General features: G+C 72.4%; 4 protein-coding genes. 2 read left to right on the forward strand and 2 right to left on the reverse strand.

What is annotated here, in order from left to right; translation table 11 throughout:
* Positions 1 to 109: 109 nt before the first annotated feature.
* Complete coding sequence (locus EHS43_RS38860) at positions 110 to 886, reverse strand: GntR family transcriptional regulator (RefSeq protein ID WP_125195289.1); 777 nt, start codon at positions 884 to 886, stop codon at positions 110 to 112.
* 157 nt (positions 887 to 1,043) lie between these two features.
* Here EHS43_RS38860 and EHS43_RS38865 point away from each other — a divergent pair, with 157 nt between their 5' ends.
* On the forward strand, positions 1,044 to 1,901 hold the full coding sequence (locus EHS43_RS38865; protein WP_125195290.1) for a (2Fe-2S)-binding protein: 858 nt from the start codon (positions 1,044 to 1,046) through the stop codon (positions 1,899 to 1,901).
* Between the two features lie 314 nt (positions 1,902 to 2,215).
* On the forward strand, positions 2,216 to 3,256 hold the full coding sequence (locus EHS43_RS38870; protein ID WP_125195291.1) for a DUF2637 domain-containing protein: 1,041 nt from the start codon (positions 2,216 to 2,218) through the stop codon (positions 3,254 to 3,256).
* A 92-nt stretch (positions 3,257 to 3,348) separates the two neighbouring features.
* Here the strand turns inward: EHS43_RS38870 and EHS43_RS38875 are convergent, their stop codons facing one another.
* Positions 3,349 to 3,771, reverse strand: coding sequence for an ATP-binding protein (locus EHS43_RS38875; protein ID WP_125195292.1), 423 nt, complete (start codon positions 3,769 to 3,771; stop codon positions 3,349 to 3,351).
* Between the last annotated feature and the right edge of the window lie 433 nt (positions 3,772 to 4,204).

Raw genomic sequence — 4,204 nt, forward strand, 5'->3', positions numbered from 1 at the left:
CCTCAGGGGCGCGGGGAACTGCGCGATCAGGCCCCACCGGCCCGCGGGCTGCCGACGACCGAAACCGGGCAGCCGCCACAGCGCCGCGCCGGCGCCGCAGGTGTGAGGCTCAGGCGCCGCCTGTGAAGTGGCCGTCCACCAGGTCGCGGACCATGTCCAGATCGTGGGCGACCAACGCGTCCAGCAGGGCCGTGTGTTCCGCCGCGTCCGCGATCAGGGCCGCCCGGTTCCGTGAGGCGGAGCCGCCCACCAGGGGCCACTGCGACCGGCGGTGCAAGTCCTCCGAGATCTGGACCAGTTGCTCGTTGCCCGACAGGGACAGCACCGCGCGGTGGAACGTCCGGTCGGCCTCCGCGTACGTCGCCGGGCATCCCGACGACGCGGCCCGTACCGTCGCCTCCGCCACCGGCCGCAGCTCGGCCCACCGCTCCACCGGCACGCTCCGCGCCAGCCGCAGCACCACCGGGACCTCGATCAGCGCCCGCACCTCGGCCAGCTCCGCCACCTCACGGGCACCCCGCTCGACCACCCGGAACCCCCGGTTGGGCACGACCTCGACGGCCCCCTCCAGCGCGAGCTGCTGCATGGCCTCGCGCACCGGCGTCGCCGAGACCCCGAACCGCTCCCCCAGGGCGGGCGCCGAATACACCTCGCCGGGCCGCAACTCGCCCGCGACCAGCGCCGTGCGCAGCGCGTCGAGGATCTGGCCCCGCACCGAGGCCCGCTGCACGACGGGCCGGGATATCGGCACCTCGCTGTGCGTGTGCTCGCCCCGGACCCCGGATTCCCCCGCGGCCGGCGCACGGCTCGCCCCGGACGCCCGCGTCTGCGGCGGCACCCGCACCACGCCCTCCGTCCCGGTGGGGCCCTGCGCACCCTGCTTCACGGGCCCCTCCTCCGGACGTGTCAGCACTTCGGGTCATTAACGGCAGGTTGTTACTCACCCGTCAAGCACCTTAGGCGCAGAACGCTCCAGTTCAAATCCCCGCACAAATTGGTAAGGTAAGGCTTACCTTCAGACGTCTGCGAATCGGTGGCCCCGCATGCCCACACCGCTGCTTGCCCCCCACTCCGCCGTCACGGCCGCCTACGCGCGGCTGACCGAGGCCCTCCCGGCGCTGACGGTCACCGAGCTGCCCGAGGACACCCCCCTCCCCGGCACCGACGGCTGGGTCACCGCCGACGCCCTCGCGCGGAACCCGACCGCCCTGGACACCTACCTCGCCTGGGACGACGAGCAGATCCTCAGGGACAACGCCAGGAACGGCCGCCCGGACGTGATCGCGGGCTTCGGTCTGCACCGGTACGCCTGGCCGGCCTGCCTCCTGTTCACCACCCCGTGGTTCCTGCAGCGTCGGGTCCCCCGCTACCCGGTCGCCCATGTCTCCTACGACCGCACCCGCGGCCCGATGTCCCTCGCCGTCCACCCCGGCCCCTTCGCCTGCCTCCCGGACGACCCGGCGGCGGCGCTGCCGGGCGCGTACACGGTCCCCGACGAGGAGTCCCTGCGCGCCGAGCTGCGGGAGGCGATCGCGGAGCACATGGAGCCGCTCCTCACCGCCTTCGGCCCGCGCATGCGCCGCCGCGGCAGGGCCCTGTGGGGCATGGTGACCGACGAGATCGTCGAGGGGATCTGGTACGTCGCCGAGCTGTTCGGCGAGCACGAGAAGCGCCGGGCCGAGCACGCCCTGGAGCTGCTGCTGCCCGGGACGGCGAAGCCGTACGTGGGCTCCCCGGCCTTCCGCGTGCTCGCGGGGCCGGACGGCAGGCCCCTGCGCACCCGGGACCGGGTGAGCTGCTGCATGTACTACACGCTGGCTCCCGAGGACACCTGCGTCACCTGCCCGCGCACCTGCGACACGGACCGGGTCGCCAAGCTCACTGCGGCCGCCGCGAGTTGAGGCACCCTCAGGGGACCCCCGGCACGGACCCCGGTCCCGCGTCCCGTAAGATCAGCGCCGACCGGGACGCCCGTTCGGTTACAGGCAATTCACAACTTCCTCACTTGGCGCAGGAACTTTCCGAGGAACCACCCGTACGGGTAGTCTTATTCGAACTCAACTCCCGCCCCTCATGCGGCAGTTCGAGCAGAATGCCGCCCTGGGCAACCCCTTGCACTTCCTTGGCGGCCTCTTGCCCCGAAAACGCCTGAGGGTCGTTGGGATTGGGCCACTATGGCGGGCGTTACGCCCTATCCCAATGCAAGGGACCCCAGATGAGACTGACCGACATATCGCTGAACTGGTTGCTTCCGGGCGCCGTACTGCTCCTGGGCATGCTGGCGGCGGTGGCGGTGCTCGCGCGGAGCAAGCGGTCCGGCGGGGAGCACGCGAAAGACGACTCGTGGGAGCGGAGCGAGGAGCGTCGCAGGCGCAAGGAAGCCATATACGGCACCGCCTCCTATGTCCTCCTGTTCTGCTGCGCGGCGGTCGCCGCAGCCCTTTCCTTCCGCGGCCTGGTCGGCTTCGGTGAGGAGAACCTGGGCCTGACCAACGGCTGGCAGTACCTGGTGCCGTTCGGACTGGACGGCGCGGCGATGTTCTGCTCCGTGCTCGCGGTGCGCGAGGCCAGCCACGGTGACGCGGCCCTCGGCTCGCGGATACTCGTGTGGACGTTCGCGGGCGCGGCAGCCTGGTTCAACTGGGTGCACGCACCGCGGGGCCTCGGTCACGACGGCGCCCCCCAGTTCTTCTCCGGCATGTCGCTCTCGGCGGCCGTGCTGTTCGACCGGGCGCTGAAGCAGACCCGCCGGGCCGCACTCCGTGAGCAGGGCCTGGTGCCGCGGCCGCTGCCGCAGATCCGCGTGGTGCGCTGGGTGAGGGCACCCCGCGAGACGTACAGGGCCTGGTCGCTGATGCTGCTGGAGAACGTCCGCAGCCTGGACGAGGCGGTCGACGAGGTCCGCGAGGACAAGCGCCAGAAGGAGGCGGCCCGTCTCCGGCGCCGCGAGCAGGAGCGGGTGGAGCGGGCGCAGCTCAAGGCGATCAGCCGGGGCCACCGCGGCTTCGTCGGCCGGGGTGGCGCACGCCAGTTGGAGCAGCAGCCGCAGGCCGCCGCCCTGGAGCGGGCCTCGACGGAACCCGCGATATCCAGCCCGGAGCCGCTGCCCGTACGGCAGCGCCCCTCTCTCCAGCCCGTCCGCGGCGGCTCCGAGTCCCACTCGGTCGATCTCACCGCGGAGGACGACACAATGGCTCTGCCGCGGCTGGACTCGCTGGAGCGCAAACTCAAGGATCTTGAGCAGCAGTTCGGCTGAGGCGCGAGCCGAGGCCTGCAGGGCGCGGCCGTGAGGCCGGAGCACCATGGGAAGGGGGCGTGACCGACGCGGTCACGCCCCCTTCCCGTGGTTCACGCCGCTTCGGCGTCGAGTTCGAACCAGACGGCCTTGCCCACTCCGTGTGCCTTCACGCCCCAGGCGTCCGCGAGGGACTGCACCAGGGCCAGGCCCCTGCCGTGCGTACAGTCGTCGGCGGTCGGCACCCGTACCCGGGGGATGCGGGCGACGAAGTCCCGCACCTCCACCCGCAGGGCCCGCGGCCCGACCGTGGCGGTGACGACCGCGTCATGGTCGGTGTGCACGAGGGCGTTGGTGACGAGTTCGCTGGTGAGCAGTTCGGCTATCTCGGACCGTCCGGGCCTCCCCCAGTGTCGTAACAGCTCGCGCAAGGCCCTGCGTGTCTCCGGTACGGCCCCCAGGTCCGCCCGCTCCAGTCTGCGCCGGAGCTGAGGCGAGCGCGCCTGCTCCGGTGCGCTGTCGGCCTTCTCCTCCATCATCTGTGCCGAGAAGGCCCCTGCTGCCGTGGGACCGCCTCCTCGTGCCTGCCTCTTCATGACCCCCGCCCGCGTGCCGATGTCGGTTTCCCTCCTGCTCGAACACGTTCACGGGATCCATGCCCCCGTGGTTCGCGCGCCAGTCATGTCGAATCGTCAACGACCGGGTGTTCGGCCACGTTTGCGGTGGTGACCGCGGCCGGGCCGGGGAGCGGAAGTGGCCCGGACGGCGCGGTGCGGACCCCCGCGTGCGACGGCGCGGTCGCAAGGGGACGGCGTCCCGCGACGGCCCGTACGGGCCAACCGCCCGGCGGTGCCTGTGCCGTGGTCCCCTCCGGGTGGCATGTGCCCGGCCGGCCGGCGGTCGCCCGCCGGACCCACCGGGGGGCGCGCGAGCCCGTCACGCGCGGGAGGCCACGGGAAAGTACCTGGT

The sequence above is a fragment of the Streptomyces sp. RP5T genome, assembly GCF_003933965.1.
GTDB lineage: Bacteria > Actinomycetota > Actinomycetes > Streptomycetales > Streptomycetaceae > Streptomyces.

Coding starts and splice junctions, on each gene's coding strand:
- EHS43_RS38865 (WP_125195290.1), top strand. CDS start 1,044: ATGCCCACACCGCTGCTTGCCCCCCACTCCGCCGTCACGGCCGCCTAC.
- EHS43_RS38870 (WP_125195291.1), top strand. CDS start 2,216: ATGAGACTGACCGACATATCGCTGAACTGGTTGCTTCCGGGCGCCGTA.
- EHS43_RS38875 (WP_125195292.1), bottom strand. CDS start 3,771: ATGGAGGAGAAGGCCGACAGCGCACCGGAGCAGGCGCGCTCGCCTCAG.